This window comes from Mycolicibacterium sp. P4_G11, from assembly GCF_056555145.1.
The window spans coordinates 102,857-126,241 of the sequence record NZ_JBFUJW010000011.1 but is presented as its reverse complement, the minus strand read 5'-3'; the positions used below and the strand labels follow the sequence as shown (position 1 = coordinate 126,241).

The 23,385-nt window shown below is 67.4% G+C and carries 21 protein-coding genes; 11 read left to right on the top strand and 10 right to left on the bottom strand.

Annotated features, from left to right (window positions below; all coding sequences use genetic code 11):
- Positions 1 to 110: IS3 family transposase (locus AC1U2B_RS23560; RefSeq protein ID WP_480217911.1), on the top strand; the 110-nt coding region annotated here is incomplete at its 5' end.
- Positions 111 to 190: 80 nt separating this feature from the next.
- Here AC1U2B_RS23560 and AC1U2B_RS23555 read toward each other — a convergent pair.
- The gene (locus AC1U2B_RS23555) at positions 191 to 1,993 is read right to left on the bottom strand and encodes a family 2A encapsulin nanocompartment cargo protein cysteine desulfurase (RefSeq protein WP_480218683.1); all 1,803 of its coding nucleotides are present in this window, start codon (positions 1,991 to 1,993) and stop codon (positions 191 to 193) included.
- A complete protein-coding gene (locus AC1U2B_RS23550; RefSeq protein WP_043985206.1) occupies positions 1,980 to 2,903 on the bottom strand; it encodes a family 2A encapsulin nanocompartment shell protein in 924 nt (307 codons plus the stop codon). Before AC1U2B_RS23550 ends, AC1U2B_RS23555 begins: the two co-directional genes overlap by 14 nt.
- A 320-nt stretch (positions 2,904 to 3,223) precedes the next feature.
- Here AC1U2B_RS23550 and AC1U2B_RS23545 point away from each other — a divergent pair, with 320 nt between their 5' ends.
- On the top strand, positions 3,224 to 4,462 hold the full coding sequence (locus AC1U2B_RS23545; protein ID WP_480218682.1) for a thioester domain-containing protein: 1,239 nt from the start codon (positions 3,224 to 3,226) through the stop codon (positions 4,460 to 4,462).
- Between the two features lie 59 nt (positions 4,463 to 4,521).
- Here the strand turns inward: AC1U2B_RS23545 and AC1U2B_RS23540 are convergent, their stop codons facing one another.
- Entirely contained in the window at positions 4,522 to 6,558 is a 2,037-nt protein-coding gene (locus tag AC1U2B_RS23540; RefSeq protein WP_192830199.1) for a glycoside hydrolase family 15 protein, read from the bottom strand.
- 111 nt (positions 6,559 to 6,669) lie between these two features.
- Here AC1U2B_RS23540 and AC1U2B_RS23535 point away from each other — a divergent pair, with 111 nt between their 5' ends.
- The 6 genes from AC1U2B_RS23535 to AC1U2B_RS23510 all read left to right on the top strand — a co-directional run bounded on the left by AC1U2B_RS23535 (position 6,670) and on the right by AC1U2B_RS23510 (position 11,015).
- Positions 6,670 to 6,864: a hypothetical protein gene (locus AC1U2B_RS23535; RefSeq protein ID WP_043394180.1), complete on the top strand. Its 195-nt coding sequence runs from the start codon at positions 6,670 to 6,672 to the stop codon at positions 6,862 to 6,864.
- The gene (locus tag AC1U2B_RS23530) at positions 6,776 to 7,078 is read left to right on the top strand and encodes an Ms4533A family Cys-rich leader peptide (protein ID WP_480218681.1); all 303 of its coding nucleotides are present in this window, start codon (positions 6,776 to 6,778) and stop codon (positions 7,076 to 7,078) included. Before AC1U2B_RS23535 ends, AC1U2B_RS23530 begins: the two co-directional genes overlap by 89 nt.
- 121 nt (positions 7,079 to 7,199) lie before the next feature.
- Positions 7,200 to 8,240: a sulfate ABC transporter substrate-binding protein gene (locus AC1U2B_RS23525; RefSeq protein ID WP_480218680.1), complete on the top strand. Its 1,041-nt coding sequence runs from the start codon at positions 7,200 to 7,202 to the stop codon at positions 8,238 to 8,240.
- Complete coding sequence (gene cysT, locus AC1U2B_RS23520; protein ID WP_418002791.1) at positions 8,237 to 9,121, top strand: sulfate ABC transporter permease subunit CysT; 885 nt, start codon at positions 8,237 to 8,239, stop codon at positions 9,119 to 9,121. The genes AC1U2B_RS23525 and cysT overlap by 4 nt, the downstream gene beginning before the upstream one ends.
- Positions 9,118 to 9,930, top strand: coding sequence for a sulfate ABC transporter permease subunit CysW (gene cysW, locus AC1U2B_RS23515; RefSeq protein WP_480218679.1), 813 nt, complete (start codon positions 9,118 to 9,120; stop codon positions 9,928 to 9,930). Before cysT ends, cysW begins: the two co-directional genes overlap by 4 nt.
- 23 nt (positions 9,931 to 9,953) lie before the next feature.
- Positions 9,954 to 11,015, top strand: a complete 1,062-nt coding sequence (locus AC1U2B_RS23510) for a sulfate/molybdate ABC transporter ATP-binding protein (protein ID WP_418002789.1) — start codon at positions 9,954 to 9,956, stop codon at positions 11,013 to 11,015.
- Positions 11,016 to 11,148: 133 nt separating this feature from the next.
- Here the strand turns inward: AC1U2B_RS23510 and epsC are convergent, their stop codons facing one another.
- The 7 genes from epsC to AC1U2B_RS23475 form a co-directional block, all read right to left on the bottom strand.
- On the bottom strand, positions 11,149 to 11,733 hold the full coding sequence (gene epsC, locus AC1U2B_RS23505; RefSeq protein ID WP_480218678.1) for a serine O-acetyltransferase EpsC: 585 nt from the start codon (positions 11,731 to 11,733) through the stop codon (positions 11,149 to 11,151).
- A gap of 35 nt (positions 11,734 to 11,768) precedes the next feature.
- On the bottom strand, positions 11,769 to 12,704 hold the full coding sequence (gene cysK / locus AC1U2B_RS23500; protein WP_480218677.1) for a cysteine synthase A: 936 nt from the start codon (positions 12,702 to 12,704) through the stop codon (positions 11,769 to 11,771).
- Positions 12,705 to 12,924: 220 nt separating this feature from the next.
- Positions 12,925 to 14,841 (bottom strand): potassium transporter Kup, encoded by a 1,917-nt coding sequence (locus AC1U2B_RS23495; protein WP_480218676.1) that lies wholly within the window; start codon positions 14,839 to 14,841, stop codon positions 12,925 to 12,927.
- Positions 14,842 to 15,142: 301 nt separating this feature from the next.
- Positions 15,143 to 15,844 (bottom strand): sirohydrochlorin chelatase, encoded by a 702-nt coding sequence (locus AC1U2B_RS23490; RefSeq protein WP_480218675.1) that lies wholly within the window; start codon positions 15,842 to 15,844, stop codon positions 15,143 to 15,145.
- Positions 15,845 to 15,852: 8 nt separating this feature from the next.
- Positions 15,853 to 16,554 (bottom strand): phosphoadenylyl-sulfate reductase, encoded by a 702-nt coding sequence (locus AC1U2B_RS23485; RefSeq protein WP_260940393.1) that lies wholly within the window; start codon positions 16,552 to 16,554, stop codon positions 15,853 to 15,855.
- 8 nt (positions 16,555 to 16,562) lie between these two features.
- Entirely contained in the window at positions 16,563 to 18,227 is a 1,665-nt protein-coding gene (locus tag AC1U2B_RS23480) for a nitrite/sulfite reductase (protein ID WP_480218674.1), read from the bottom strand.
- A gap of 123 nt (positions 18,228 to 18,350) precedes the next feature.
- A complete protein-coding gene (locus tag AC1U2B_RS23475; protein WP_377042186.1) occupies positions 18,351 to 18,473 on the bottom strand; it encodes an Ms4527A family Cys-rich leader peptide in 123 nt (40 codons plus the stop codon).
- Positions 18,474 to 18,545: 72 nt separating this feature from the next.
- Here AC1U2B_RS23475 and hemW point away from each other — a divergent pair, with 72 nt between their 5' ends.
- The 3 genes from hemW to AC1U2B_RS23460 all read left to right on the top strand — a co-directional run bounded on the left by hemW (position 18,546) and on the right by AC1U2B_RS23460 (position 23,344).
- Positions 18,546 to 19,688 carry a radical SAM family heme chaperone HemW gene (gene hemW, locus AC1U2B_RS23470; protein WP_480218673.1) on the top strand — a complete coding sequence of 381 codons (1,143 nt, stop codon included), beginning with the start codon at positions 18,546 to 18,548 and terminating at the stop codon, positions 19,686 to 19,688.
- Positions 19,689 to 19,784: 96 nt separating this feature from the next.
- Positions 19,785 to 21,587, top strand: a complete 1,803-nt coding sequence (locus AC1U2B_RS23465; protein WP_480218672.1) for an ABC transporter ATP-binding protein — start codon at positions 19,785 to 19,787, stop codon at positions 21,585 to 21,587.
- A 2-nt stretch (positions 21,588 to 21,589) separates the two neighbouring features.
- Positions 21,590 to 23,344, top strand: coding sequence for an ABC transporter ATP-binding protein (locus AC1U2B_RS23460; RefSeq protein ID WP_480218688.1), 1,755 nt, complete (start codon positions 21,590 to 21,592; stop codon positions 23,342 to 23,344).
- Positions 23,345 to 23,385: the final 41 nt, after the last annotated feature.

The window sequence follows — 23,385 nt, the reverse complement described above, 5'->3', positions numbered from 1 at the left end:
TCACCACCGCGCTCGAGGGCTACATCCGCTGGTACAACACCGAACGCATCTCGACAAAACTCAAGGGCCTGAGCCCGGTCCAATACCGGGCCCAGGCCCTTAAGTCCTAAGCTCCCAAAGTCAGAGTCCAACTTTCGGGGACCACTTCACTCCTGCAGGAATTGGGGGTCTTCACGACTGCTTGTGAGGGCTAAGGCGAGCCCTCTGCGATCCGGCGGACCGCGTCGATGAACACGTCGATCTCCTCGAACGTGTTGTAGAACGCGAACGACGGACGCACCGTCGCTTCGAGTCCCAGGCGCCGCAGGATGGGCTGGGCGCAGTGGTGCCCGGCCCGCACCGCGATGCCCTCGGCGTTGAGCGCCTTGCCGACCTCCAACGGTTCGTGCCCGGCCAGCACGAAGGACAGCACGCTGGCCTTCTCGTCGGCCGTGCCCACCAGTCGGACTCCTGGAATGGCCGCCAACCGTGGGGTGGCGTACTCCAGCAGGGCGTGCTCGTAGGCCGCAATCCGTTCGATGCCAATGCGTTCCACGTACCGGATCGCCTCACCGAGTCCGACCGCATCGGCGATGTTGCCGGTGCCGGCCTCGAACTTGTTCGGCGGACCCTGGAACACCGAACGCTCCAGCGTCACGTCGGCGATCATGTTGCCGCCACCCTGCCAGGGCGGGGTTTCGGCGAGCACGTCCTCGCGTCCGTACAGCACCCCGATGCCCGTCGGCCCGAAGATCTTGTGCCCGGAGAACACGAAGAAATCCGCGCCGAGTTCGGCCACATCGATCGGGATGTGCGGGACGGACTGGGCCCCGTCGATCAGCACCCTGGCCCCGTAGCGGTGACCCAGCTCGACGATCGTCTTGACCGGTGTCACCGTGCCCAGTGCGTTCGAGACCTGCGTGGCCGCAACCAGTTTCGTTCGCGGGCCCAGCAGGTCCTCGAACTCGCTGAGCAGCAGGTTGCCGGCGTCGTCGACCGGGGCGACCTTGATGACCGCGCCCGTCTGCTGCGCAATCAGTTGCCACGGAACGATATTGGCGTGATGCTCGAGGTGAGTGATGACAATTTCGTCACCCGGTCCCAGGTGCTTGCCACCCCACGAGTAGGCCACCAGGTTGATGGCCTCGGTGGTGCCGCGGACGAAGATGATCTCCTCGGTCTTCGACGCCCCGATGAACCGCCGTACCGCCTCGCGGGCGTCCTCGTAGGCGTCCGTCGCCCGCGCCGCCAACTCGTGTGCGGCGCGGTGGATGTTCGAGTTCTCGTGGGCGTAGAAGTACGCCAGCCGGTCGATGACCGACTGTGGCTTCTGCGTCGTGGCCGCGTTGTCGAACCAGATCAGCGGCTTGCCGTTGACCGTCTCCTTGAGGATCGGGAAATCGGCGCGGATCGCGTGGACATCGAAGACCTCGTGATCGTCGGGGATGGATGGGACGGGCTCGACCGGCTCAGGAGCCGCCGCAGGGGACTGCAGGAAGTAGTAACTCCCGGCATCCTCGGACGGCGCCGGTGCTCCCGACCATCCCAGATCCGGCACCGACGGCACCGTCCCCGGCCAGGTCGGAGCACTCCCTCGTGGAGCGGGGGGAGCGGATGGCGGACCCGAAGCCAGTACACCCGGCACCGTCGGGACCAGGCCCGTCGGTACCGCGAACGCCTCCAACCCACCGAACGGCGCGACCGGACTCACCGCGTTACCGCGCGGCGCGACCGGTGCCGTGCCCGGCGGAATCCCTTCCGGCCCAGGCGAAGTCGGCGCCGGAACCAGTACCTCCGGCACCGACACGAACTCGCCGGGGGTCCCCGGGTGTGCCAGACCGGCGGCGGTGGCGCCCGCCGACGTCGCCGTGGTGGCATCCGGGGCCACCCCGCGCGGTGCCACCTGGGTGGTCACCGGCGGGCTGTCCGGTCCGGGGCGGAAGCTGGTGGCGAACAGCTGGCTGGCCAGTGCCGACAGGGCGTCCTCGCTCAGCGGCAGGTCACTTGTACTCATGGAAGTGGTCCACTCCGACGTCCTCGAGGACCGCCAGTGCGTCGTCGGTGAGCACCGCCAGCGACGAGTACAGGGTGACCAGGTAGGACGCGATCGCCGACCGGTTGATGCCGGTGAAGCGCACCGACAGGCCCGGGGCCTGCTCGCCGACCAGGCCCGGCTGGAACAGGCCGACGACACCCTGGCGCTCCTCACCGGTGCGGACCAGGACGAACTTCGTCTTCCCGTCCACGACCGGCACCTTGTCCGACGGGATGATCGGGATGCCGCGCCAGGTGATGAACTGGGCGCCGAACAGGCTGACCACTGGTGGCGGCACGCCGCGACGGGTGGCTTCCCGGCCGAACGCCGCCACGCCGAGCGGGTTGGTGAGGAAGAACGCGGGGGTCTTCCACACCTTGGTGATCAGCGAGTCGAGATCGTCCGGGGTCGGGGTGCCGCGCAGCGTCTGGATCGTTTGCTCGGGGGTGACCTGCGACAGCAACCCGTACTCCGGGTTGTTGATCAGCTCGGACTCCTGGCGCTCCTTGATGGTCTCGATGGTCAGCCGCAGCTGTTGGGCGACCTGGTCGTGCGGGCTGGAGTACAGGTCGGAGACCCGGGTGTGCACGTCGAGCAGCGTCGAGATGGAGCGCAGCGTGTACTCGCGGGGGCTGGTCTCGTAGTCGACGTAGGTCTCCGGCAACGGGTCCTCGTTGCCCGAACCCTGCTCGGCCGCAATGGCGACCTGCTCGGGGTTGACCACGCGGTTGACGCGGTAGATGCCGGCCTCGACAGGCACCCAGCTCAGCAGGTGCAGCAGGAATCGCGGGGTGATGGTCGACAGTTGTGGAACTGTCTTGGTGGCATTGGCAAGCTGCCTTGCGGCGAGATCGCCGAGGGCCTGCGATTCGTTCTGCGCAGACGTCATGAAGCTACCTCCGACGGGTCGGTGTGTTGGGGGATGCGGCGGCCACGTTACGGCTTTGTTGGGGTTCCCACAGGGTTAGCGCGCATCACGGTTATAACCCGATTTGCTGTGACGAATTCGGCCGTGGCTTTTCCGCGCGAGTGCCGTATGGTAGGCGGCATGACCCACGACGGATCGCTGCGCATGCCCATGCGGCGCTGCTTCGTCGTGCCGTGTTGTTGTTGTTGATTTTCTGACGCCGGCCCTCTGCGTTCTGCCCGCCCATCTTCTGGCGGAGCACGTATACGCGCTGTTCACAGCCTCCAGAAAGCAACACAGCAATGTCTTCCTCTCTGCTCGAATCCACCCGCACCTCCGTGGCGGTCCGCCGGACCGTGCGCCGGGACGCCGAGGTCACCCGGATGACCCGGTACCGCGGCGGCACGTACTCGTCGACCGTCGACACCGTGGTGTTCGCGGACGGGACCAGCGCGCGCACCGACCTGATCCGGCTCAATCCGAACATCGACGCGTACTCGCTGGACTTCCTCGGAGTGGCCCCGACCCGGCCCTCGCAGTACCGGCCCGCGAACTGGTCGGCGGTCCCCAACGTGGCAGCGCGCGCCTTCGAGGCCGAGGTGGACTGGATCATCCGCAACTCGTACCCCACGCTGGGCACCGCCGCGCTGAGCCGTCGGGTCCGGGCGGCCGGCCACCTGAGCGGTGACGCGCACCTGGCCGAGCACGAGGCCATTGCCGCGACGCAGGCCGCGATCTGGCATTTCACCAACGGCCTGCGGTTGGACAACCGCCCGCTCAATGTTCCCGTCGCCGTCACCCAGGAGCCGGGCGCCGTCACCTTCGAGTTTGACGGCGAGCCCCAGTTGGGCAGCTACACCGTCGAGTTGACCAGCGACGCCGCGGTCTCGCTGGTGCTGCAGAAGTCGGTCGACGGCACGTCGTGGCGCGACGTCGCCGCGTCGGGGCTCAACGTCGCGGCCGGTTACGGGCGCCACCGCCGGGGCATCGGAGTCGGGGCCACCGCATCGGACAGCCGCCCGGGCCGTCAGCACCGCGGGTACCGCTTCTACCGGCTGCAGGTGCTCGCCGACCGCGACGCATTCGTCGATATCGAAGAGGTGAGCTTCACCCTCGACGGGTCCGGCAACTACCGCAACGCCGAACGCGTTGTCGCGCTGTACAACTACCTCGTCGCCGGTGCCGAGGCGGCCCGGAGCCTGACAGTGGTGCCGCGGCTGATCGCCGACCGCGCGGTGGTCGGCGACATCGTCGGCCCGTTCCGGTTCGAGGCCACCGACGCCGCCGCGCTCACTGCTGTGGGCGGCACCCTCGTCGACGCGGCAGGGGAGCCCATCACCACGCCGGTGGTCCCCGGCAGCGACATCTATCTGCGTCCCGCGCCTGCGGTTCGCCGCGTGACCGTCACCGCGAGTGTGCCTGCGGCACAGAACGGATTCGGCGGCCGGGTCATCACCGGCGTGGCATACGACAGCAGCCTGACGCCCGTCGCACTCGCCGTGCCGACCCCGACCGTCATCGACTTCGAGCTCACGTTCTGACCCGTGGTTTCGGCGTGATTCGTAACGGTGACCGTCACGAATCACGCCGAAATCGCGCGTTACATAGGCGCGTTCGCGGGCTGGAACACGCCGCTGCTGTCGGCTTCCTCCTCGGCGCGGATCACGTGCACGACGGCGTTGATCAACGCCAGGTGGGTGAACGCCTGCGGGAAGTTGCCCAGATGCCGGCCGGTGCGCGGCTCGATCTCCTCGGCGTACAGGTGCAGCGGGCTGGCGAATGACAGCAGTTTCTCGCACAGGTGCCGGGCCCGGCTCACCTCGCCGATCTCGACCAGCGCCGACACCAGCCAGAACGAACAGATGGTGAAAGTGCCTTCCTCGCCGGACAATCCGTCGTCGGTCTCCTCGGTGCGGTAGCGCAGCACCAGACCTTCCTCGGTGAGTTCCTCGGCGATGGCGAGCACCGTCGCACGCACCCGCGGGTCGTCCGCAGGCAGGAACCGGGTGAGGATCGCCAGCAGCAGAGAGGCGTCCAGGGCGTCGTCGCCGTAGCGCTGGGTCAGCACGCCGCGCTTGTCCACGCCGTGCGTCAGGACGTCTTCCTTGATCTCGTCGGCGATCTTGCGCCACTGTTGTGCGTAGGACTTTTCCCCTTGCAGCTCAGCGAGTTTCGAGCCACGGTCCAGCGCCACCCAGCACATGATCTTGCTGGAGGTGAAGTGCTGCGGTTCGCCGCGCACCTCCCAGATGCCGCGGTCGGGTTCCTTCCAGTGCTTGACCGCTTCTTCCACTTGGTTTTTCAGCACCGGCCAGAGCATCTCGGGAATCTGCTCGCGGGATTTGGCGTGCAGGTACACCGAATCGAGCATGGTGCCCCAGATGTCGTGCTGCATCTGGTTGTAGGCGCCGTTGCCGATCCGCACCGGCCGCGAGTAGTCGTAGCCCGACAGGTGGTGCAGTTCCTCCTCGACCAGGCTGCGCTCGCCGCCGACGCCGTACATCACCTGAAGGGGATGGCGCTCACCGTTGTTGGCGCCGGAGACGTCGGCGATGAACGAGAAGAAGTCGTCGGCCTCGCGGTCCAGCCCCAGGGTGTACAGACCCCACAGCGCGAACGTCGAGTCGCGGATCCACGAGTACCGGTAGTCCCAGTTCCGTTCGCCCTGAGGCGTTTCCGGCAGTGACGTGGTGCTGGCCGCCAGCAGGGCGCCGGTCGGGGAGTAGGTCAGCCCCTTGAGGGTCAGCGCGCTGCGTTGCAGATACGACCGCCACGGGTGATCCGGGAAGTCACCGACGTTGATCCACTGCCGCCACGCCTCGCTGGTCTTCCACATCTTGTCCGAGGCCTCTTCGAAGGTCTGCGGCGCCGGGTGCTTGGACCACGACAGCGCGACGAACACCTTGTCGCCCTCGGTCAGCCGGGTCCGGGCCCGCGCCTCGTGACCTTCCAACCCGATCCGCAGGTTGGTGGTCAGCCGCAGCGTCGGATGCGCCTCCGGGTTCTTGCCGGCCCGCGCGATCGCCTCGCCGTAGGCGGCGGCCGAGTACTCCCAGGCCGCGCTTTCGCGGTGGTAGTCGAACGACGGCTCACAGCTCATGACGAACTCGACCGTGCCGCTGACGCAGCGGACGGTGCGCAGCAGGATGTGCTCGGCGTCCCAGTCCATCGGCGTACGACGGTGGGTGCGCGAGCGGGTCTCGATGTCGTGCCACGGCCCCATCACGAGGGCGTCACGCACGATGGCCCAGCCGGTGTGCGTCTGCCAGGTGGTCTCCAGGATCAACGAGCCCGGCAGGTACCGCCGCGCCGACGGCACCGTCACCCCGTAGGGCGCCAGCCGGAAATGGCCGGCACCGCGATCCAGGATCGAGCCGAAGACGCTGGGGGAGTCCGGCCGCGGCACGCACATCCACTCCACCGACCCCGCCGAGGAGATCAGGCAGGTGTTCTCGCAGTCGGACAGGAAAGCGTAGTCCGCGATCGGTGGAAACGGCGTACGGACCGCCGTCGAGATCGCACCGCCGGTCACCGAGTCGTCGCCGGCGGCGGCAAGGTGTGGAATCCCGTGGCCGTTCGCCAAGATGTGGCCGGGGTCGCTGGATTGTCCCGACTTGTCAGTGTGTGGCAGCACCATTCGCACATCATCGACTGCATCTGCGGTTGGCGTCCACCTAACGCTCCCGACGGGGCTCGGCAGATTCCACCCACCGCGATTCGAAAGGGCGCACACCGTAGGCTGGAATCGATGAACGGCTTTCTGAATTGGTGGGACGGCGTGGAGCTGTGGCTGTCCGGCCTGTCGTTCGTGTTGCAGACGATCATCGTGATGCCGGTGGTGCTGGCGCTCGCATATGGCCTGGCAGTGCTGCTCGACGTGGCCCTGGCCTACGCGACCACGCTGCTGCACCGGGCCCGCCACGTCGAGGAGGAAGCGCTGTGAACGGACTGCCTCAGTCGCGGGTGACGTTGATCCTGGTGCTGCTGGTGGTGCTGGTCATTGTCATGTGGCTGTTGACTCGCTGAACAGTAGCTATCAAGCAACCTCTGATATTCTTCCGGCCATGCACGCAGCGTCCGGCACTACCGAGGGCCACATCCTGGCACTCATTGCCGTGGGTACCCGCGCTGTTGCTGACGTCGCCTGTTGTCGCTGACCCGTTTCCGTCCGCGGTTACTGGGGTCGGCGCCGGCTTTAGGTATGCCCACGTGCTGATTTCACCTCCTTGCCGTGTGACGGAGTAGTTCATCCGTAAACCCGCAAGGAAGGTCCATCAAATGCACAAGATCATCAAGAACTGGCGGCCGGCCACCGCTGTCGCGGCCGTTGTGGCCAGCACCACGGTGCTCGCCGCCTGCGGTGGCGGAGCGAGTGACGTCGCCGGTGGTGGCGGTGCACAGTCGGGTACAGACACCACCCTGACCCTGGTGGCCTACGCCGTGCCGGAGCCCGGCTGGAGCAAGGTCATCCCGGCTTTCGCCGCCACCCCCGAAGGCAAGGGCGTCGCGGTGACGACGTCGTACGGCGCTTCCGGTGACCAGTCCCGCAAGGTCGAGTCGGGAGCTCCCGCCGACATCGTCAACTTCTCGGTGGAACCGGACGTCACGCGCCTGGTGAAGGCCGGCAAGGTCTCCAAGGATTGGAACGCCGACGCCACCAAGGGCATCCCGTTCGGTTCCGTGGTCTCGCTGGTCGTGCGCAAGGGCAACCCCAAGGGCATCAAGGACTGGGACGACCTGCTCAAGCCGGGCATCGAGGTCGTCACCCCGAGCCCGCTGAGCTCGGGTTCGGCCAAGTGGAACCTGCTGGCGCCGTACGCGGCGAAGAGCAACGGCGGCAAGGATGCCCAGGCCGGCATCGACTACGTGCGGCAGCTGGTCGTCGAGCACGTCAAGACCCGTCCGGGTTCGGGCCGGGAAGCCACCGACCTGTTCCTGCACGGCACCGGTGACGTGCTGATCAGCTACGAGAACGAGGCGATCAACGTCGAGCGTCAGGGCAAGGACGTCGAGCACGTCAACCCCGCGCAGACGTTCAAGATCGAGAACCCGGTGGCGGTCGTGACCTCCGGCCCCCACCAGGACAAGGCCAACGCGCTGAAGAACTTCCTCTACACCGCCGAGGGACAGAAGGCGTGGGCGCAGGCCGGATTCCGCCCCGTCGATCCCGCCGTCGCGGCAGAATTCGCGAAGGACTTCCCGAGCCCGGAGAAGTTGTGGACCATCGCTGACCTCGGTGGATGGAAGACCGTCGATCCGGCGTTGTTCGACAAGGAGAACGGCAGCATCACCAAGATCTACAAGCAGGCCACTGGATGACACCCACCACCACGTTCGACGGCGTCCCGGCCCGGCCCGAGTCCACCAGCAATGGTGGTTCGGCCGGGCCGGGTCCCGGCGTGAGGAACGCGTTCGGCACCACGTCGTTGCGGGTCGGAGCGGCGAGCATCTGGCTGTCCGTCATCGTGCTGCTGCCGCTGGCCGCGATCCTCGTGCAGTCGGCCCGCGGCGGTTGGGGTTACTTCTGGACCGCCGTCACGTCGAACTCGGCCGTGGCGTCGTTCCGGGTGACGCTCGAGGTCTCGGCGGCCGTCGCGCTCATCAACCTGGTCTTCGGCCTGTTGGTGGCGTGGGTGCTGACCCGGGACGACTTCGTCGGCAAGCGGTTGGTGGACGCGGTCATCGACCTGCCATTCGCGCTGCCGACCATCGTGGCCAGCCTCGTGATGCTGGCGCTCTATGGTCCGGCCAGCCCGGTCGACCTGCATCTGCAGCACACCAAGTGGGGCATCGGAGTGGCGCTGCTGTTCGTCACGCTGCCGTTCGTGGTGCGGTCGGTGCAGCCGGTGCTGCTCGAACTGGACCGGGAGACCGAAGAGGCGGCCGCATCGCTCGGCGCCAACAACTTCGTGATCTTCACCAAGGTGGTCCTGCCGGCGCTGCTGCCGTCGCTGCTGTCGGGGGCCGGTCTGGCCTTCTCCCGCGCGATCGGCGAATTCGGCTCGGTGGTGCTGATCGGTGGCGCCGTACCCGGTGAGACCGAGGTGTCGTCGCAGTGGATCCGCACCCTGATCGAGAACGACGACCGCACCGGTGCGGCCGCGATCTCGATTGTGCTGCTGGTGCTTTCGTTCGTGGTGCTGTTCGTGTTGCGGGTCATCGGATCGCGGGCAGCCAAGCGTGAGGAGCTGGCCCCATGACACTCTCTCCGGTGGTGCGCTACCTCGCCCGCTACCTGGCGCTGGCCTACATCACGGTGCTCGTCATCGTGCCCGTCGGCCTGATCCTGTGGCGGACGTTCCAGCCCGGCCTGGGTGCGTTCTTCGCTCAGATCACCACGCCGGCAGCCGTTTCCGCGCTGCAGCTCTCAGTTCTGGTGGTCGCCATCGTGGTGCCGCTCAACGTGCTGTTCGGGGTGCCGACCGCATTGGTGTTGGCCCGCAACCGGTTCCGCGGAAAGAGTGTGCTCCAGGCCGTGATCGACCTGCCGTTCGCGGTGTCGCCCGTCGTCGTGGGTGTCGCCTTGATCCTGTTGTGGGGGTCGGCCGGCCTGCTCGGCTTCGTCGAGAACAGTTGGGGTCTCAAGATCATCTTCGGCTTCCCCGGCATCGTGCTGGCGAGCATCTTCGTGACGGTGCCGTTCGTGATCCGCGAGGTCGAACCGGTGCTGCACGAGCTGGGCACTGACCAGGAAGAGGCGGCCTCCACCCTCGGTGCGCAGTGGTGGCAGACGTTCTGGCGGATCACGCTGCCGTCCATCCGCTGGGGCCTGACCTACGGCATCGTGCTGACCGTCGCCCGCACGCTGGGGGAGTACGGCGCCGTGATCATGGTGTCCTCCAACCTGCCCGGCCAATCCCAGACCCTCACCCTGCTGGTCTCGGACCGGTACAGCCGCGGCGCCGAGTACGGCGCCTATGCCGTGTCGACTCTGTTGATGGCGGTCGCGGTGATCGTGCTGATCGTGCAGGTAATCCTCGACGCCCGGCGTGTCCGGGCGGCACAATAGCTTTCGATAGGAAGAAACCGATCATGAGTGACGAGCAGAAGCAGGGCAGCCCTCCCGCCATCACGGTGCGTGGTGCCAACAAGCGCTACGGCGACTTCGCGGCCCTCGACAACGTCGACTTCGACGTGCCCGAGGGGTCGCTCACCGCGCTGCTCGGCCCCAGTGGGTCGGGCAAGTCCACGCTGTTGCGGGCCATCGCCGGACTCGACACCCCGGACACCGGCACCATCACCATCAAGGGCAACGACGTCACCGGCGTGCCGCCGCAGCGGCGCGGCATCGGGTTCGTCTTCCAGCACTACGCGGCGTTCAAGCACCTCACCGTCCGCGAGAACGTCGCGTTCGGCTTGAAGATCCGCAAGAAGCCCAAGGCGGAAATCAAGGAGAAGGTCGACAGCCTGCTGGAGGTGGTGGGTCTGAGCGGTTTCCAGACGCGCTACCCGAGCCAGCTCTCGGGCGGTCAGCGTCAGCGCATGGCGTTGGCTCGGGCCCTGGCGGTCGACCCTCAGGTGCTGCTGCTCGACGAGCCGTTCGGCGCGCTCGACGCCAAGGTGCGCGACGACCTGCGCACCTGGCTGCGTCGTCTGCACGACGAGGTGCACGTGACCACCGTGCTCGTCACCCACGATCAGGCCGAGGCGCTCGACGTCGCCGATCGGATCGCCGTGCTGAACAAGGGCCGCATCGAGCAGGTCGGTTCGCCGACCGAGGTCTACGACAGCCCGGCCAATCCTTTTGTCATGTCGTTCCTCGGTGCGGTGTCGACGCTCAACGGCACCCTGGTGCGTCCGCACGACATCCGCGTGGGCCGGAACCCCGACATGGCCATTTCCCTGGCCGACGGCGATGTGGCGGCCACCGGAGTGCTCCGGGCCAAGGTCGACCGGGTTGTCGTGCTCGGCTTCGAGGTTCGCGTCGAGCTGACGACCGCGGCGGACCACACGCCGTTCACCGCACAGATCACCCGCGGCGACGCCGAAGCGCTGCGGCTCCTCGAGGGCGACACCGTGTACGTCCGGGCTACCCGCATCCCCCCGATCGCGGGACAGACGCAAGAAGTCGAGGCGGTCCTCGCTCGGGCGTGATCCCCAGGGTTTGCACCGCGACCGTGCAACCAGGCTGACAGATCTGCGGATCCGAGGGTCTGGTTGCACGGTCGCGGTGCTTTTGCGTTGACCCTGACTACAGGGTCAGCGCCACTCGGCCGTGCGAAGAGTGTCAGATGTACATCGCGGGGTCGATGTAGGTCGTCGGGTCGACGGCGGGCTCGCGCTGCTTCTCGGTGCGTGGACGCACGATCGCCGGAATACCGGTGGCGATGGAGTCCGCCGGAACATCGTGTGTGACAACGGCATTCGCGCCGATGGCAGAGTCGTCGCCGACGAGGATGGGTCCGAGCACCTTGGCGCCGGCGCCGACGGTCACCCGGTTGCCGATGGTGGGGTGGCGCTTGCCCTTGTTGAGGCTGCGGCCGCCCAGCGTGACGCCGTGGTAGAGCATCACGTCGTCGCCGATTTCGGTGGTCTCGCCGATCACCACGCCAATGCCGTGGTCGATGAAGAACCGCCGCCCAATGGTCGCGCCCGGGTGAATCTCGATACCCGTGAAGAACCGCGTCGCCTGAGCCAGCACGCGCGCAGGCCCGCGCCAGGCCGGCCTGGCCCACAACCGGTGGGCCAGCCGGTGCGACCAGATGGCATGCAGGCCGGAGTACACGAGAGCGTTCTCGAAGTCCCCACGTCCTGCCGGGTCGTGGCTGCGTGCGTTGTCCAGGTCCTCACGGAGCGTAGAGAACAGCGTCATGCGTATGTATTTCCCGTCGCTTCGCTCGCCCGGTATCAGTCCCGGATGTGCTCGTACAGCGCCGTGGAGACGTACCGCTCGCCGAAGTCGGGGACGATCACCACGATGAGCTTGCCGGCGTTCTCGGGGCGCTTGGCCAGCTGCAGCGCCGCCCACACGTTGGCACCCGCCGAGATGCCGCCCAGGATGCCCTCATCGGTGCCCAGTGCGCGCGCCACCTCGATGGCGTCCGGGAACGCGACGTCGATGATCTCGTCGTACACCGTCCGGTCCAGGATTTCGGGAACGAAGTTGGCGCCGAGGCCCTGAATCTTGTGCGGTCCGGCCTGGCCGCCGGTGAGGATGGGGGAGTCGATGGGTTCGACGCCGACGATCTTCACGTCCGGCTTGCGGGCCTTGAGGACGTGCCCGACGCCGGTGAGGGTGCCGCCGGTGCCGATGCCGGCGACGAAGATGTCGACCTCACCATCGGTGTCGGCCCACACCTCTTCGGCCGTGGTCTTTTCGTGGATGGCGGGGTTGGCCGGGTTGGCGAACTGATCGGCCGCGACGGAGTTGGGGGTCTCGGCGAGAATCTGCTTGGCCCGCGCCACTGCGCCTGCCATGCCCTCGGCGCCCGGCGTCAGCACGATCTCGGCGCCGTACGCGCGCAACATCACTCGTCGCTCGAGGGACATGGTCTCGGGCATGGTCAGGATGACCTTGTAGCCGCGGGCGGCGCCGACGAGGGCAAGGGCGATGCCGGTGTTGCCGCTCGTGGCCTCCACGATGGTGCCGCCGGGCTTGAGCTCACCGGACTGTTCCGCGGCGTCGACGATCGCTACGCCGATGCGGTCCTTCACGCTGTTGGCGGGGTTGTAGAACTCGAGCTTCGCGACGACCTGAGCACCAGCGCCCTCGGTCAACCGGTTGAGCCGGACCAGTGGGGTGCGCCCGACCAATTCGGTGACATTGGCGTAGATCTTGCCCATCGACAACCTCTCGTCATACGCAAGCTCACCGCGTGGGTGGGCTCGCAGCGGACCTGCTGGTGAAATTGTGGGTGCCCACGCGGCACCGTGGTGCCACGCACGACCGTCACGCCGCGAAGTGCACCTGCCGAATCTGCTGAATCGCAAGTGCTCCGTCAAGGGTTTCGATCATCACAAAATCTATCTGCTTGGGACAACGCGTGCCCCACGGGTGGGTATTTCACACCTCGATGCGCGAGCCCAGGATCACCGTGCGGTCGGGCGGCAGCCGGAAGTAGGCCGCGGCGTCGGACGTGATGTACGACGTAGCGATGAAAAGCTTTGTCCGCCATGGGGCCATCGACGGTTCCTTGCCCATCACCAGGTCGACCTTCGACAGGAAGTAGGTGGCGCCGGAGAGGTCGAGCGGCCCTTCGCTGTGGGCGGAATCGATGAGCGCCAGGGCGGCCGGGACGTCGGGCCGGTCCATGTACCCATATGTGGCGGTGACGTGGATGATGCCGTCGTCCGAGTAGCCCAGGTCGTCGACCGACAATCGGTCGGCGTCGGGGACGCGCGGCACCGTCGTCGTGACCAGGCACAGCACCACCACGTGCTCGTGCAGCATGCGGTTGTACTTGACGTTGGCGCGCATCGCGAGCGGCGCCGTCTCGACACCGCGGTTGAGGAACACCGCGGTGCCCGGGACCCGGGTCAGGGGCGGCTCGCTGGAGACGATCGAGTCGACGAACTGGCGCAGTGGTCCCTCGACCTTGTCGCGGGCCCGGGTGACCACATCGCGGCCTTGCTGCCACGTGGTCATCACCGTGAATGCGATCAACCCGATCAGCAGTGGCAGCCAGGCGCCGTGGACCAGCTTGGTCAGGTTGGCGGCGAGGAACAACAGGTCCACGGTGAGCAGCGGGATCCCGATCGCGATCACCGACCACAGTGGCCAGTTCCACCTGGCGCGCGCGATGTTGAGGAACAGCAGGGTGGTGATGGTGATGGTGCCCGTCACCGCCATTCCGTAGGCATATCCGAGGGCCGCGGAGCTGCGGAAGGCGAACACCAGGGTCAGCACGGCAATCAGCAGCATGCTGTTGATCCAGGGCACGTAGATCTGGCCCATCGTGGACGCCGACGTGTGCAGGATCCGCAGCCGCGGCAGATAACCCAGGTGGGCAGCTTGGGCGGCGACCGAGAACGCGCCGGTGATCACGGCCTGCGATGCGATCACCGTGGCTGCCGTCGCGAGGAGGACCATGGGCAACCGGCCCCAGTCCGGCGTCAGCAGGAAGAACGGGGCGTCGTGGACGTCGGGATTGTTGAGCAGCAACGCGCCCTGCCCGAAGTAGCTCAGCATGCAGGCCGGGAAGACGAGCATCAGCCAGGCCACGGTGATCGGCTTGCGGCCGAAGTGGCCCATATCGGCGTACAGGGCCTCGGCGCCGGTCACCGACAGCACAACGGCGGCCAGCGCGAAGAACGCGATGTGAAAGTGCCCCGCCATGAAGCCCAGCGCGTACATCGGGTTCAGCGCGCGCAAGATGCCGGGTTCCTCGGCGATGCCGGTGACGCCGCACGCGCCGATCACGACGAACCACAGGATCATCACCGGACCGAAAAGCCGGCCGACGGCCGCGGTGCCGTGCCGCTGCACGCTGAACAAGACGGCGATGATCACCGCGGTGATCGGCACCACCCAGTCCGAGAGACCGGGGTCGATGGTTTTCGCGCCTTCGACGGCGGACAGCACCGAGATCGCCGGGGTGATCATCGAGTCACCGAAAAACAGTGCGGCACCGAGAATTCCGAGCGCGGCCAGGATCGTCGCGGTGCGCTTACCGAGCTTGCTCGACGACCGTTTCACCAGGGTGATGAGCGCCATGACGCCGCCCTCGCCATCGTTGTCGGCCCGCATCACCAGCATCACGTAGGTGATGGTCACGATCAGCATCACCGACCAGAACACCAAGGAGACGACACCGTAGATGTTGTCTCGGCTGATCGGCACCGGATGCGGGTCATCAGGATTGAACAGCGTCTGCATGGTGTAGATCGGGCTCGTACCGATGTCGCCGAAGACGACGCCCAGCGCGCTGACGGCCAGGCCGGCGCCCAACCCTTTCCGACCGGTGTCGGGGTGTGTGCCCACGCGCGGTGTCTCCTTCGTCGGGATCGTTGGTCGACGGTCCGGATCGTAGGCGAAGGCGGCGGGGTGCGTGCTCAGGTTCGAATCGCGGGCGCCTGCGGGTGGCGTCGGTTGGCGCGTCGGCACAGCAGCAGGACCGATGCCGGCAGCGCCAGCATCGACAGCAGTTGCAGCAGGTCAGACATCAGCGGTCCCAGATATTCGCATGAGCCCGAGTCAACCGGCGTCATCGCTGCGGTGCCACGATCTATACGCAATCCATACGGCGAGAGTCCCGGTCTTGCCGGGATTCAGCCGGCTTGGGTTACGCGGCGCGGCGAGCGGCCGCGACGTCGTCGAAGCGGTCCAGCACGGTTTCGGCGACGAGCCGGTGCGAGCCCAGCGGCTGTGCCATCGGAATCCGGTGCGCGGCGGCGAATTCGGCGACCCGGTCGGTGATGGTGCCATGGGCCAGGAACCAGGGCGCGATGACCAGACGCGTCGCACCCTGGGCCAGCATCAGCTCGGTGGCCTCGGCCAGGTTGGCCTGCGGGCCGGTGGCGAACGCCGTCGTGGCCTGCCAGTGGGTGCCCGCAACCAGGCCGGTGGCCACTGCGGCGGTACGTGCATTGGCGGCAGCCGACGACGACCCGACGGCCGTCACCAGGACACCGACGCTGGCGTCCAGCCGGGACACCCCGCAGTGGGTGAGTCGTTGGCTCAGCACGTGAATCAGCCGGTCGTCCTCACCGAGTACGCCGGCCTGCAGGACCGCCGGATTGGCGTCGGCGATCATCTCGGGAATGTCGATGCGGGCGTGATAGGCGTCGGCCAACAGCAGCGGCACCACGACACCGCCGGCGGGGGAGTCGGCCAGTGCCTCCCGCAGATTCGGCGAATTCTGTTCGCAGAACGCCACTTTGACGTCGACGTCGCGCCGCAAGGCGGCCACTGTACGGGCCACCTCGCGGGCGTTCGCCGCGGACCGCGGATCGGCACTGCCGTGCGCGGTGAGGATGAGTTGCACGGGCTGCCTCAGGATGCGTGCAGACCGCATTCGGTCTTGGCCAGACCGGCCCAGCGACCGCTGCGAGGATCAGCACCCTCGACCGGCTTCTGGGTGCACGGTGCGCAGCCGATGGACGGATAGCCCTCGTCCACAAGCGGATTCACCAGGATGCCGTTGGCTTCGATGTATTCCTGCATCTGCTCATCGCTCCACGCGGCGATCGGGTTGATCTTCACCAGACCGAACGCCTCGTCGAAACTGATCAGCGGCGCGTTGGCGCGCGTCGGCGCCTCGACCCGGCGGATGCCCGTCACCCACGCCGTGTAGCCCTTGAGGGCCTTGGACAGCGGCTGCACCTTACGCAGGCTGCAGCAGCGGGCGGCGTCGGTGGCAAACAGGTCCTTGCCCACGAGCTGGTCCTGCTCGGCGACCGTCTGCTCGGGGGTCACGTTCACGACGTTCACGCCGTAGACGGCCTCGACCGCGTCACGGGTGCCGATGGTCTCGGCGAAGTGGTAGCCGGTGTCGAGGAACAGGACGTCGACGCCGGGGTGGACCTTCGCGGCCATCTCGACCAGTACGGCGTCCTGCATGTTGGAGGCGACGACGTAGTGGCCGGAGAAATTCTCCTCGACCCAGCGCAGCAGTTCCTCGGCACTGGCGTCGGCCAGTTCCGCGGCCCCGCGCTCCGCCAGTTCCCTTAAGTCGGTTTCCGATACGTCCGTCATGTCAGCGGTCACCTCAAGTCAGCTTCGTCGGCCCGAATGGCCCACTGGGCAAAACGCTCTCCGGCCTCGCGTTGTTTCACGAAGTTGCGCACGACACGGTCGATGTAGTCGCCCAGCTCGGTGGCCAGCACCTTGTGCTGGCGCAGCTTGCGTCCGAAACCGCTGTCCAGGCCCAGGCTGCCGCCCAGGTGCACCTGGAAACCTTCCTCGGGGCCGTTGCCCTCGTCGATCATCTGGCCCTTGAAGCCGATGTCCGCGATCTGGATGCGGGCGCACGAGTTCGGGCAGCCGTTGACGTTGATGGTGACCGGCACGTCCAGCTGGGCGTTGAGGTCGACGAGCCGCTGCTCGAGCTCGGGCACCAGCGACTGGGCCCGCACCCGGGTCTCGGCGAACGACAGCTTGCAGTACTCGATGCCGCTGCAGGCCATCAGGTTCTTGCGCCAGTGCGACGGTCGCGCCTGCAGACCCAGCGCCTCCAGCCCGGCCACCAGTTCCTCGACCTTGTCGTCCGCGACATCGAGGATGACCAGCTTCTGGTACGGGGTAAGGCGAATCCGGTCGGAACCGGCGGCCGCGGCCAGGTCGGCGACCTTGGTCAGGATGGTGCCCGAGGAGCGGCCGGCGATGGCCGCGACACCGACGGCGTTGAGGCCGTTCTTGAGCTTCTGCACGCCGACGTGATCGATGGTGTGCGGGACCTGCTCCGGCGCCGGGCCGTCGATGAGTTTGCGGCCGAGGTATTCGGTCTCGAGAACTTCCCGGAACTTCTCCACGCCCCAGTCCTTGACCAGGAACTTCAGCCGGGCCTTCGACCGCAGGCGGCGGTAGCCGTAGTCGCGGAAGACCTTGGTGATGCCCTCCCAGACGTCGGGCACCTCGGCCAGCGGCACCCACGCGCCGAGGCGTTGCGCCAGCATCGGGTTGGTGGACAGGCCACCGCCGACCCAGACGTCCAGGCCGGGGCCGTGCTCGGGGTGGTTGACGCCGATGAACGCGATGTCGTTGATCTCGTGGGCGACGTCCTGCAGACCCGAGATGGCGGTCTTGTACTTACGCGGCAGGTTGGAGAACTCCGGGTTGCCGACGTAGCGGCGCACGATCTCGTCGACGGCCCAGCTCGGGTCGAGCACCTCGGTGAGGGACTCACCGGACAGCGGGCCACCGAGCACCACGCGCGGGCAGTCGCCGCACGCCTCGGTGGTCTGCAGGCCGACCGATTCGAGGCGACGCCAGATCTCCGGCACATCCTCGACCCGGATCCAGTGGTACTGGATGTTCTCGCGGTCGGTGATGTCGGCGCTGTCGCGGGCGAACTCGGTCGAGATCTCGCCGATGGTCCGCAGCGCGGCGCTGGTCAGGGCGCCGCCATCGCAGCGCACCCGCATCATGAAGTACGGGGCCTCCAGCAGGTCGGCGTTGTCGTCGCCGGTGAAGGTGCCGTCATAGCCCTGCTCGCGCTGGGTGTACAGGCCCATCCAGCGGTAGCGGCCGCGGAGATCGTCCTTGCTGATCGACTCGAAGCCCTGCTTGGAGTGGACGTCGATGATGCGCTGCCGCACATTGAGGGCGTCGTCTTCCAGCTTGAACACCTCGTTGGGGTTCAGCGGCTCGCGATTGCCCAGCGCCCACTGGCCTTCGTCGCGGGTCTTGGCGGGTTTTGCTGTTGTCACTGGGTGGTTTCCTTCGCGCAAGAGCAGGCGTTGGATCACGCGTTCGCCGGGGGCTGTCCGGCACTGCCGATCCTGTGCCGGCTGAAAGATTCTGTGGTCAGAACTAGGGCATCGAGGCAGGCATCAAGGCAGACAGCAACAGCTGCATACACGCTTGAAGTCGACATGCCGCCGCATTACCAATGCGGAACCGAGGGCGCGGTTGAGGCTGGCGGACACCCCGTCATTCTGCCACGAACAGGACATTCGGCCTAACCGGGCCAGGTTCGGAATCATCGCGAGCAAAAGTTCGCTGCCTGCGATGGGACACTGGTTGCCATGACCGACGCCCATACCAGCGACACCGGGCCGTTCGGCATCTATATCCACGTGCCGTTCTGCGCGACCCGGTGCGGATACTGCGACTTCAACACCTATACCGCCGGTGAGCTGGGCGGAGCCAACCCCGAGGGCTGGCTGGCCGCGGTGCGCACCGAGCTGTCGATGGCCGGCGCCCAGGTCGATCTACCGGTCGACACGGTGTTCGTCGGCGGCGGTACCCCGTCCCTGCTCGGCGGTTCCGGGCTGCGGGCGGTGCTCGACGCGGTCCGCGACAATTTCCGCCTGAATCCCGGCGCCGAGGTGACCACCGAGTCCAATCCGGAGTCGACGTCACCCGAGTTCTTCACCGAGCTCCTCGACGCGGGCTACACCCGGGTGTCCCTCGGGATGCAGTCGACGGCGCCGCACGTCTTGGCGGCACTCGATCGGACCCACTCGGCCGGCCGGGCGCCCGCGGCGGCGCGGGAGGCGCTGGCGGCCGGGTTCGAGCACGTCAACCTCGATCTCATCTACGGCACGCCGGGGGAGTCCGACGACGACCTGCGCCGATCCGCGGACACCGTGATCGAGGTCGGCGTCGACCATGTGTCGGCGTACGCGCTGATCGTGGAGGACGGCACCGCACTGGCCCGACGGGTCCGGCGCGGCGAGCTCCCCGCGCCCGACGACGACGTGCTGGCGGCCCGCTACGAGCTGCTCGACGCACACCTGAGCCGGGCCGGGCTGGACTGGTATGAGGTGTCGAACTGGAGCCGCCCGGGCGGCGAGTGCCGGCACAATCTGGGTTACTGGGACGGCGGCCAGTGGTGGGGTGCCGGACCCGGCGCGCACGGGTATGTGGGGGCCCGTCGGTGGTGGAATGTCAAGCACCCCAACGCTTATGCCGAGGCGCTGGCCGAGGGCAGGCTACCGGTCGCGGACTTCGAGGACTTGGACGACGCCACCCGGCACGTCGAGGACGTGATGTTGCGGTTGCGGCTGCGCTCCGGTTTGCCGGTTGCCGTGCTCACCCCCGCGGAGCGGGACCGGGCACAGGAGGCGGTGGCCGACGGTCTGGTGGCGGTCACCGACGACCGTCTGGTGCTGACCGACCCGGGTCGGTTGTTGGCCGACGCCGTGGTGCGCACCGTCCTGGACTGAACTGGACTGAACTGAACGAGCAGGCGGGTACTCACACCCCGCAGCCGGTCGCTATGGTTAGGCAAACCTTAGTCTTCGGGTGGAGTGGGTATTCGTATGACCAACGCAGAACCGTCGCCGCGTGAGCAGCTCAAACTGGCCAAGCTCGCGGCGGCGCAGGACCGCGTGGCGCTCAAAGAACTGCTGGCTCCGGTGCGCGGCCGCACCGCGCTGGCGCAGTTGCTGCAGCTGATCGCCGCAGCGGCGACAGTGGTGCCGTTCATCGGCATCGTCGAGTTGGGCCGGTACCTGCTGGCCGGTGACCCGATCGACGCGGCCCGGGTATGGACCATCGTCGCGGTCCTGATCGGTGGCGGCCTGGCGGTGCGCACGTTGGCCGGCGGTCTGGCATTGACCCTGACACATCACGCCGACGTCCAGTTGCAGGGCGAGCTTCGTCGTCGATTGGTGACCACGCTCGGACGGCTGCCGCTGGGCTGGTTCGGCGCGACGTCCTCCGGCGAGGTGCGCAAAGCGGTGCAGCACGATGTCGGCGAACTGCACCACCTGGTGGCCCATGCCGCGGTCGAGAAGACGGGCGCGCTGGCCACGCCGGTGTTCGGACTGGCGTACTGCTCGTACCTGGACTGGCGGCTGGGGCTGCTGGCCATCGGCACCATTCCGATCTACCTCGTGGTCTACGGCGTCCTGATGCGCGGCGCGATGGCCCGGATGGGGCAGATGAACGAGGGCATCGCACAGATCAGCGCGACCATCGTCGAGTTCATCGCCGGCGTCTCCGTCGTCAAGACCTTCGGTGAAACCGGCAAGGCGCACAAGCGATTTGCCGACGCCGCCGACGAGTTCAACGACGGCTTCGCCGGTTTCGTCGGGCCCATGGTGCGCCTGCGCGCGGTGTCGTCGGTGTTCGTCGAGGCGCCGGTGGTGCTGCTGGTGAACCTGGCCGGCGGCCTGTGGTTCATCCGCAACGGTTGGGTGACGCCCATCGAGGTGCTGGGCTCCACGCTGGTCGCGGTCACCATCCCGACCGCGGTGCTGGCCGTCGGATACTCGGCTGCCGCGAGCCGCCAGGCGGTGGCCGCGGCCGGCCGGCTGACGGCGCTGCTGACTGCCCCTGAATTGCCGATCGCCCAGAATCCGGAAGTGCCGCAGGGCAATTCGGTCAGCTTCTCCGGCGTCGACTTCTCGTACGACGGCACCAACACTGTGCTGCACGACATTTCGCTGGACCTGCCTGCCGGCAGCATCACGGCGCTGGTCGGCCCGTCCGGCAGTGGCAAGTCCACGCTCGCGACGCTCGTGCCGCGCTTCCACGACGCCACCGCCGGTGCGGTGCGCATCGGCGGTGTGGACGTCCGCCAGATCGACCCCGCGGTGCTGTACCGGCACGTCGGATTCGTCCTGCAGGACGTGCAACTGCTCGGCATGAGCGTGACCGACAACATCCGGCTGGGCCGCTCCGGCGCCGACGACGAGGAAGTGCGGCAGGCCGCGCGTGCCGCGCACATTCACGACCGGATCATGGCCCTGCCCAACGGATATGACTCGGTGGTCGGGGAGGACGCGCACTTCTCCGGCGGTGAGGCGCAGCGCATCAGCATCGCCCGCGCATTGCTCGCCGACACCCCGATACTGGTGCTCGATGAGGCCACGGCCTTCGCCGACCCCGACTCGGAGGCGCAGATCCAGGCGGCGCTGTCGACCTTGATCGAGGGGCGCACGGTGCTGGTGATCGCCCACCGGTTGGGGTCGATCGTCGGTGCCGACAACATCGTCGTCCTGGGGGACGGGCGGATCGTCGAGCAGGGCCAGCACGACGAATTGCTTTCTCGGGAAGGTGTTTTCGCGCGTATGTGGCAGACCTACACGGCGTCCGGCGAGTTGGAGGCATCGCGATGACGATGATCAGCGGGTTCCTGCGGATCCTGGGCGCCGAGCGCGGCCGGATGTACAGCTTTCTGGCCTGGGCCGTCGGTTACGGGCTGCTGTACGGTCTTTCGATGACGCTGCTGGTGCCGATCTCGCTGGCGCTGTTCGACGGCGACTTCGGTGCGGCGGGCCGGTGGTTGGTCGTCCTGGCGGTGGTGGTGCTGCTCAGTGCTGTCGCGCACTACGTGCAGGCGGCGCAGTCGATGCGGATGGCGTTGACCACCATGCGGCTGCTGCACCACCGGCTCGGCGACCACATGGTCACCTTGCCGCTGGGCTGGTTCACCCGGGAACGGGTCGGCCAGGTATCCCAGATCGCGGTCAAGGGCACGACTTTCGTCGGTACGAGTAGTGCGCACCTGGTGACGCCGCTGGTGGTCAACACCACCAGTGCGCTGACCGTGGTGGTCGGCTTGTTCGTCTTCGACTGGCGGATCGGTATCGCCGCACTGGCCGGTGGGGTGGTCCTGATCCTCGCCACCCGGGCCTCAGCGACGTTGATCGCGTCGGCCGAAGCGCGCACCCACGCTGCCGAGATCGAGGTGAACTCCCGCGTCATCGAATTCGCGCGCTGCCAGCCGGTGTTGCGGGCGTTCGGGCGGACCGGAGCCGAGTTCGATCCGCTCACCGGGGCGCTGACCGAGCAGGAGCAGGTCGGCAAGCGGGCCCTGTGGGCGTCGGTGGCGGGCATGATGCTGAGCGGCGTCGGCGTGCAGGCGGTGCTCGGCGGGCTGATCACCGTGGGCGTCTGGCTGGCGGTCGGCGGCGAGATCAATCCGGTGACGTTGGTGGCGATCCTCGGCCTGGCGGCGCGATTCACCTCTCCGCTGTCGGAACTGGCCGAATACGGCTCCGCCATGCGGATGGCCGGTGCCGAACTGGACCGCATCACATCGGTGCTGGATACCCCGGCGCTGCCGGAACCAGCTGCCCCGCAACCGGTTTCAGAGCGCGGTCGGGTTCAGCTGGACCACGTCGGATTCAGCTATCCGGGGCGCCGGGTGCTCGAGGATGTCAGCTTCGTCGCGGCGCCCGGCACCATGACGGCGCTGGTGGGTCCGTCGGGCTCGGGCAAGACGACCATCACCCGGCTGCTGGCGCGGTTCTACGACGTGGACGCCGGCGTGGTCCGGGTCGGTGGCATCGACGTCCGCGATCAGGGCACCGCGGAGCTGATGGGGCAGCTGTCCCTGGTGTTCCAGGACGTGTACCTGTTCGACGACACCCTGTGGGAGAACGTGCGGATCGGTGCGCCGACCGCATCAGACGACGACATCCGGGAAGCGGCCCGCACCGCCGGGCTGCAATCTGTCGTGGACCGCCTGCCGGCCGGCTGGCAAACGCGGGTGGGTGAGGGCGGTTCGGCGCTGTCCGGCGGTGAGCGGCAGCGGGTTTCGATCGCACGCGCTTTGCTGAAAAACGCCCCGGTGGTGCTGTTCGACGAGGCCACCAGCGCACTGGACCCCGAGAACGAACGCCATGTCGCCGCGTCCATCCGCGAATTGGCGGACCGCAGCACCGTCATCGTGATCGCGCACAAACTGTCCACGGTTACCGCCGCCGACAACATCGTCGTGCTGTCCGATCGCGGCACGGTGGACGACAGCGGCACCCATGAGCAGCTCATGGCGCGCGGTGGCCGCTACGCCGATTTCTGGGCGCAGCGGACGTCGGCCAGTGGCTGGACCGTCGCGAAAGCGGCGGCCGAGGCTGATGCTGGGGCGTGAATCACAGGGGTGGGCGGTGTTTTTTTGGTGAGGTTAGGCTA

What these genes read in the sequence shown, in the direction of transcription:
- AC1U2B_RS23555 (WP_480218683.1), bottom strand. Translation starts at nt 1,993, where the DNA reads ATGAGTACAAGTGACCTGCCGCTGAGCGAGGACGCCCTGTCGGCACTG.
- AC1U2B_RS23550 (WP_043985206.1), bottom strand. Translation starts at nt 2,903, where the DNA reads ATGACGTCTGCGCAGAACGAATCGCAGGCCCTCGGCGATCTCGCCGCA.
- AC1U2B_RS23545 (WP_480218682.1), top strand. Translation starts at nt 3,224, where the DNA reads ATGTCTTCCTCTCTGCTCGAATCCACCCGCACCTCCGTGGCGGTCCGC.
- AC1U2B_RS23540 (WP_192830199.1), bottom strand. Translation starts at nt 6,558, where the DNA reads ATGGTGCTGCCACACACTGACAAGTCGGGACAATCCAGCGACCCCGGC.
- AC1U2B_RS23535 (WP_043394180.1), top strand. Translation starts at nt 6,670, where the DNA reads ATGAACGGCTTTCTGAATTGGTGGGACGGCGTGGAGCTGTGGCTGTCC.
- AC1U2B_RS23530 (WP_480218681.1), top strand. Translation starts at nt 6,776, where the DNA reads ATGGCCTGGCAGTGCTGCTCGACGTGGCCCTGGCCTACGCGACCACGC.
- AC1U2B_RS23525 (WP_480218680.1), top strand. Translation starts at nt 7,200, where the DNA reads ATGCACAAGATCATCAAGAACTGGCGGCCGGCCACCGCTGTCGCGGCC.
- cysT (WP_418002791.1), top strand. Translation starts at nt 8,237, where the DNA reads ATGACACCCACCACCACGTTCGACGGCGTCCCGGCCCGGCCCGAGTCC.
- cysW (WP_480218679.1), top strand. Translation starts at nt 9,118, where the DNA reads ATGACACTCTCTCCGGTGGTGCGCTACCTCGCCCGCTACCTGGCGCTG.
- AC1U2B_RS23510 (WP_418002789.1), top strand. Translation starts at nt 9,954, where the DNA reads ATGAGTGACGAGCAGAAGCAGGGCAGCCCTCCCGCCATCACGGTGCGT.
- epsC (WP_480218678.1), bottom strand. Translation starts at nt 11,733, where the DNA reads ATGACGCTGTTCTCTACGCTCCGTGAGGACCTGGACAACGCACGCAGC.
- cysK (WP_480218677.1), bottom strand. Translation starts at nt 12,704, where the DNA reads ATGGGCAAGATCTACGCCAATGTCACCGAATTGGTCGGGCGCACCCCA.
- AC1U2B_RS23485 (WP_260940393.1), bottom strand. Translation starts at nt 16,554, where the DNA reads ATGACGGACGTATCGGAAACCGACTTAAGGGAACTGGCGGAGCGCGGG.
- AC1U2B_RS23475 (WP_377042186.1), bottom strand. Translation starts at nt 18,473, where the DNA reads ATGTCCTGTTCGTGGCAGAATGACGGGGTGTCCGCCAGCCTCAACCGC.
- hemW (WP_480218673.1), top strand. Translation starts at nt 18,546, where the DNA reads ATGACCGACGCCCATACCAGCGACACCGGGCCGTTCGGCATCTATATC.
- AC1U2B_RS23465 (WP_480218672.1), top strand. Translation starts at nt 19,785, where the DNA reads ATGACCAACGCAGAACCGTCGCCGCGTGAGCAGCTCAAACTGGCCAAG.
- AC1U2B_RS23460 (WP_480218688.1), top strand. Translation starts at nt 21,590, where the DNA reads ATGATCAGCGGGTTCCTGCGGATCCTGGGCGCCGAGCGCGGCCGGATG.